The organism is Psychrobacillus sp., from assembly GCF_056205495.1.
The window spans coordinates 1-5,973 of sequence record NZ_JBAEAP010000237.1 but is presented as its reverse complement, the minus strand read 5'-3'; the positions used below and the strand labels follow the sequence as shown (position 1 = coordinate 5,973).

The window sequence follows — 5,973 nt, the reverse complement described above, 5'->3', positions numbered from 1 at the left end:
ATTAACTAGGACCTCGTTAACTCCTGTAGATAGTGCCCCTTCTATAATTGCATTGGCTTCTTGCGTCATGATGCGTCTTGCTCTTTCATAGTTATGCTTGTTCGACTCCACAAATGTGTAATCAGGCAGACCGGTTATGCCTTCCATATCAACCGAAAGAAATAGCTTCAATACATTCTCCCCCAAATTCTAACTCTATTTTTCTATTAGTAAGACCAACTTTATCAAAATTTACGGAAAATTACAATATCTCGTTTTTGCTAGATGTTTGGCATAATAAAAAAAATTTAATAAATTCATTTTTTCCCTTACCAAAGAAAATAAAAAAGCAAATGCACCTTTTATAAAGGGCATTTGCAATATTCGATAAAGATAGACAAAACTTGGTTAAGTCGACGCTATAGTTCAAAAATTAACGAAATCTAGAGAAAAATCCACGATGGGATCCACCTGAAAACTGATTGTTAACAGGGTAAGCATTTTGTGCTTCAGGTACTACAACTGTTTCATTCGATTCTGTAACATAGTATTGCGGAACATTTACGATATGCTCTCTATTTACATTTACAATTGGTTGAATGACTGGCTGAACTCTTGGTATGAAAGAATCACAAACGCGATATTGCGGCGGGCAAATAATTGGCTCAGCTGCTGGTAGCTGTCGATTACACCCACATTGTTGGCCCCAACTCATATTCTTCCCGCATGAATGGCACATATGATGATTACTCATATTTTTCACCTCCTCTTGCACTTATAGTAATAAATGCAAGAAATCATAAGAGGAATAGACAAACACCTCAATCACCAAAAAAAAAGAATAATTTTATGTAAGCCATTATGCAAGATAAAACCAAGACAGACATGATCCTTATTTAATATTCCTTAGCATTCGTATTGGCACCTTATGAATAGCTTCATTTGATACGGACCATACTTTAAGAGACACTAACGCAAACATAATCGAATCGGCCCCTACAATTCGGTCTGGTCATGCTAGTTCATTAAAATAATTTCCAAATAATGTTTAATATGGATAATTACTGTTTATTAAATTAATACTAATGTAATTTATCGTATAAAATACCTAATAAAAGCGTTTAAGATGATTGAAAAACGGTTATTCTGGGCATATGGGTTGATTAAACAACTTTATCTTAGTATAGTAATAGACTTAACTTAGTTGATCTTAAAAGGAGGAAACATGAAGAACATTTCAAAGGTATTTTATATTACAATCGGCCTGATTATTTTAGCGGTCGGTTATGGAGCATTAGCTCCGGAAAGTTTTGAGGCACTTACAACACGAGGTAAGTCGTTTGTTTCAACATCATTTGGTTGGTATTACATGCTACTCATGTCAGTGATGTTGTTAGTTAGTATATTTTTTATCTTCAGTCCGTACGGGAAGATACGATTAGGTAAGGATACTGATCGACCAGATTTCAGTTTAATCTCTTGGCTCGCCATGCTATTTTCAGCAGGGATGGGAATCGGTCTTGTCTTTTATGGTGCTGCTGAACCTCTATCTCACTTCGCAACTAGTCCTGCTACTGAAGAACCTAACACGGATGCTGCATTTAAAGAAGGATTACGACAATCCTTTTTTCATTGGGGATTACATGTTTGGGCAATGTATGGGGTAATTGCTTTAACACTTGCTTACTTCCAGTTCCGTAAAGGGGAACCGGGGTTAATTTCGGCAACACTGAAGCCAATCTTCGGCAAAAAAATGGAAGGTCCTTGGGGCGTCCTTGTCGATGTGCTAGCTGTCTTTGCAACAGCATTTGGAGTTGCTACTTCCCTTGGCTTCGGCGCTGTTCAAATTAACGCAGGTCTTAACTACTTATTCGGTTTTGAAATAGGTATCTTTTCACAATTTATCATTATTTCTGTGGTTACTGTCTTATTTGTGGCCTCTGCATGGTCAGGATTGAGTAAAGGTATTAAGTATCTTTCAAATCTAAACTTAATACTTGCTCTTGCCCTTTTACTATTTGTAATTGTTCTAGGACCAACTTTACTCATTTTAAATATGTTCACGGATTCATTTGGTGGTTATTTAGCAAATATTATTCAAATGAGCTTTAGAACGGCTCCATTAAGTTCTACCAATAGAGATTGGTTGGATATGTGGACGATCTTTTACTGGGCTTGGTGGATATCATGGGCTCCATTTGTGAGCATGTTCATCGCTCGAGTTTCTAAAGGTAGAACCATTCGCGAGTTTATGATTGGAGTATTACTAGTACCTACTCTTTTAGGTGCTATTTGGTTCTCATCTTTTGGGACCACCGCTATTGATATACAAAAAAGAGGCATTGCAGATTTAGCTAGTCTTTCAACGGAGCTAACTATTTTTGAGATGTTTAATACCATGCCATTCTCTTTTATTATTTCTTTGGTAGCAATTTTGTTAATAGCATCTTTCTTTATTACATCAGCGGACTCAGCAACATTTGTTCTCGGTATGCAGTCCACTAATGGGTCACTTACGCCACCTAATAGCGTAAAGCTTACGTGGGGCGTTATCCAATCGACTATCGCGCTTATATTACTATCGGTCAATGGACTCACTGCTTTACAAAACACTATTATTATAGCGGCTTTGCCGTTCTCATTTATCATGATATTAATGGTTATATCATTATTTAAATCATTAAACGACGAAACTAAGTTAAAAAAGAAAAAATAAACAAAAATGCCAGGGAAAACACCTTGGCATTTTTGTTTTAATATTTTTCATTGGGATATTATGAGATAATATACAAAGATCTGGTGAAAGTGTGGTTTCTTTATGATAAGTACAATAGGCAGGACAGTCAACCAAGAGGTCATTATGGATTTTCCTTTAGAATATATACAAACAAACGAACTGGAATGGTATTGGGTGGATATTGGTGAACCGACAAAAGAAGAGGAACAGCTTTTAAGCTCCTTCTTTCACTTCCATCCACTTGCTATCGAGGATTGTCTGCAAATGTTGCAACGTCCTAAGTTAGATCACTATGGTGATTATGAATTTTTTGTTTTACACGCCTTTAATGAGAAAGAAATGGAGCCTGAGGAGCTCAACCTTTTTGTCGGAAAGGATTTTGTTGTAAGCTTCCATTTTCCCCCTATGCAAGAGTTACAAGAAGCTAGAGAGAGAATTAGAAGTAACCCTAGAAATTGGGAACGTGGCAACATCCTCATTACGTACAATATCGTGGATAAAGTAGTAGACACCTACTTCCCAATTGTTTACCACATCGAGGATTATTTGAATGAGGTAGACGAAAGGCTATCGATGGATATGGATCATTTGTCTATGGATCAAGTATTTGACCTACGAAGTGACTTATTGCGTCTACGAAGAACTATCATTCCTATGCGAGACTTGCTGTACCGGGTGATGTACTCCGAGCGTATTAACTTAAACCAGAGTGAGCGTGCATATTTTGATGACATTTATGATCATCTTCTGAAGTTAACTGAGATGGTAGAAGCTAATCGAGAGTTAACAGCAGATATAAGGGACAGCTATGATTCGATCAATGCTAGCCGAATGAATCGTATTATGATGATACTGACCACGGTTTCTACCGTCTTTATTCCTTTAACGTTTATCGTTGGAGTGTACGGCATGAATTTTCTTAATATGCCTGAGTTAGAGTGGAAGTATGGCTACTTTATTGTCGTTGGCATAATGGTAGTAATTGCTACTGGGATGATTGCTTGGTTCAAGTATAAGGGCTGGTTTAATTTGTTTAGAAGTTAAAATTTACTTAGGGGGATAATATGATTGAGATTAAAGGAACACATAATAATGCATTAGTTTTTACAGATATAATAGAAGAAACTGCAAAATCTCAGGTAGAACAGCTTTGTAGTCTTCCATTTCTTCAGGACAACAAAATTAGAATGATGCCAGATTTACATGCTGGAAAAGGCTGTACGGTAGGCACTACTATGACGATTACTGATAAAGTAGTCCCTAATTTTGTAGGAGTCGATTTAGGATGCGGGATGATTTGTGCAAAACTAGATACTAGAAAAGAAGATGTGGATTTCGCCAAGCTTGATAAGACAATCAAAAAAAATGTACCAAGCGGAACTCGTATTCGCCAAAAAGAACATCGTAATACAATAGAAATACCTTTTGAGGAAGTATCTGCTCCTATTAATGAACAGCGCGCAAGGTTAAGCCTAGGTTCACTTGGAGGAGGAAACCACTTTATAGAACTCAACGAAGGTGAAGATGGGAGTATCTATCTAGTTATACACTCTGGAAGTAGGAACTTAGGAAAGCAAATTGCAGAGCATTATCAGCAAGTAGCAGCCGAAACTTTAGGTAACAGCGTATCAAGAGATCTTGCATATGTAGACGGAGAGAATATGAAGGATTATTTATATGATCTTTCAATTGCCCAAAAGTACGCTGCATTTAATCGTAAGACAATGGTTGATGTTATTTGTAGAGGAATGAACTGGAGTGTTCAATCAGAATTTGATACCATTCATAATTATATTGACTTAGATAACATGATTTTACGCAAGGGAGCAATATCAGCTCAAGCTGGTGAGATCGTAATTATACCAATGAATATGCGTGATGGCTCACTTATCTGCCGCGGAAAAGGAAATCCTGAATGGAATTATTCTGGTCCTCATGGAGCAGGCCGTTTAATGAGCCGTTCTCAAGCAAGAAAACAAGTCGCTTTAGAAGACTTTCAAGCCTCTATGGAAGGAATTTGGAGTACTTCCGTAGTGTCTGCCACGGTAGATGAATCTCCTTTTGCCTACAAGGCTATGGAAGATATACTTGCACATATTCATGACACTGTTGATGTATTAGAGGTTATTAAGCCAATCTATAATTATAAAGCACACTAATATAAAGGAGGCTCATCATATTTTCTTATGATGAGCCTCCTTCTTATATCTCCATTTAAATCAGGACTGATTAGCTGTCCAGTAATAAAATAAAGCTGTAAAAGTTAGTTTTTCTACATATGATAGGCCTTCTGCAAATGAAACGTGAACATTCATCCCTTGCAGCTCAAAGGCGGGGTGTGTAGCGTACGGAAACATACCAAAACGATAGGTTGCTAATCTTCTACCCTTCAAATCATTTACGTCTATATCACCGTACACACTCTTTGCTTCCATTTGATGTGTTTTTTCCCGATTTGGGTCAAATACTAGTGCTCTATTTTTTACTGAAAAAACTGGAAGTACTGCAGTTGAAAGGTGTACCTGCTTATGATCAAACACTTGTATCTCCATAAATTTAAGTTTGTTTGCAATAGTAAACTTGCTAACCACTTGACCATCCATTGTTTTAACATCATAAGTTACTGGAAATATCATTCCCTTTCGAATAAGTGGAAATGCATTTAGCCTTCTTATGACCGGCTGTTCCACTGTAGGACTGATGCTATAAAGCCTTTCACCAGTAGGGGATACTAAAAAACTCCTCGGAATAATCGAGACATCACTTTGGAAATTTAACTCCTTTAATGTAAACTCAGATGGAGTTTGTTCTATAACTGTGCTCTGCTCCACTGGTAGCTTGTTCGCTGCTTGTTGGAATAAGAAAGTCAAACTAAAGAAAATAAGAAGCGTCCATCCTACAGATATATGTAATTCCCAATCCGTTAATAAAGTCTCCCTAAAGCCCAAAATTGCTACTATGTAAACTATTAAAACAGTAATAGAGGCTATTTTAGCATATTTGGCTGTCCGTTCATAAATATGTTTCATCTACATCCCCCCTACCCCTTTTACGAAAACCTTCAGGAAATAGTTTCATAAAAAAATCCCTCCTAAAGATTTCTCTTTTGGAGGGTCTTCTTTAATGCTCTAATGCTCGCTTAAACAGTTTTCGTAAAAATTGCCACAAAATATAGAGGCCAAACGCTAGAAATAATACCACTAAAATGGTCTCTACTGCGTGTGGTAGATTAAATGGGTTTAAGAAGATTTGAAGCG

The 5,973-nt window shown here is 37.0% G+C and carries 6 protein-coding genes; 3 read left to right on the top strand and 3 right to left on the bottom strand.

The window, feature by feature from the left end; genetic code table 11:
* Both AC06OU_RS06865 and AC06OU_RS06860 read right to left on the bottom strand, forming a co-directional pair.
* On the bottom strand, nt 1–171 hold a 171-nt coding region (locus AC06OU_RS06865; protein WP_475854870.1), incomplete at its 3' end, for a M55 family metallopeptidase.
* Between the two features lie 241 nt (nt 172–412).
* Entirely contained in the window at nt 413–733 is a 321-nt protein-coding gene (locus AC06OU_RS06860) for a hypothetical protein (protein WP_169359337.1), read from the bottom strand.
* Nucleotides 734–1,204: 471 nt separating this feature from the next.
* On the opposite strand from AC06OU_RS06860, the gene AC06OU_RS06855 reads away from it, so the two are divergent.
* The 3 genes from AC06OU_RS06855 to AC06OU_RS06845 all read left to right on the top strand — a co-directional run bounded on the left by AC06OU_RS06855 (nt 1,205) and on the right by AC06OU_RS06845 (nt 4,875).
* Nucleotides 1,205–2,695, top strand: coding sequence for a glycine betaine uptake BCCT transporter (locus tag AC06OU_RS06855; RefSeq protein ID WP_475854868.1), 1,491 nt, complete (start codon nt 1,205–1,207; stop codon nt 2,693–2,695).
* A gap of 102 nt (nt 2,696–2,797) precedes the next feature.
* The gene (gene corA, locus AC06OU_RS06850) at nt 2,798–3,760 is read left to right on the top strand and encodes a magnesium/cobalt transporter CorA (protein ID WP_475854867.1); all 963 of its coding nucleotides are present in this window, start codon (nt 2,798–2,800) and stop codon (nt 3,758–3,760) included.
* Nucleotides 3,761–3,780: 20 nt separating this feature from the next.
* The gene (locus tag AC06OU_RS06845) at nt 3,781–4,875 is read left to right on the top strand and encodes an RtcB family protein (protein WP_475854865.1); all 1,095 of its coding nucleotides are present in this window, start codon (nt 3,781–3,783) and stop codon (nt 4,873–4,875) included.
* Nucleotides 4,876–4,935: 60 nt separating this feature from the next.
* Here AC06OU_RS06845 and AC06OU_RS06840 read toward each other — a convergent pair whose 3' ends face one another.
* Nucleotides 4,936–5,745 (bottom strand): hypothetical protein, encoded by an 810-nt coding sequence (locus AC06OU_RS06840; protein ID WP_475854864.1) that lies wholly within the window; start codon nt 5,743–5,745, stop codon nt 4,936–4,938.
* Between the last annotated feature and the right edge of the window lie 228 nt (nt 5,746–5,973).

Coding starts and splice junctions, on each gene's coding strand:
- AC06OU_RS06860 (WP_169359337.1), bottom strand. CDS start 733: ATGAGTAATCATCATATGTGCCATTCATGCGGGAAGAATATGAGTTGG.
- AC06OU_RS06855 (WP_475854868.1), top strand. CDS start 1,205: ATGAAGAACATTTCAAAGGTATTTTATATTACAATCGGCCTGATTATT.
- corA (WP_475854867.1), top strand. CDS start 2,798: ATGATAAGTACAATAGGCAGGACAGTCAACCAAGAGGTCATTATGGAT.
- AC06OU_RS06845 (WP_475854865.1), top strand. CDS start 3,781: ATGATTGAGATTAAAGGAACACATAATAATGCATTAGTTTTTACAGAT.
- AC06OU_RS06840 (WP_475854864.1), bottom strand. CDS start 5,745: ATGAAACATATTTATGAACGGACAGCCAAATATGCTAAAATAGCCTCT.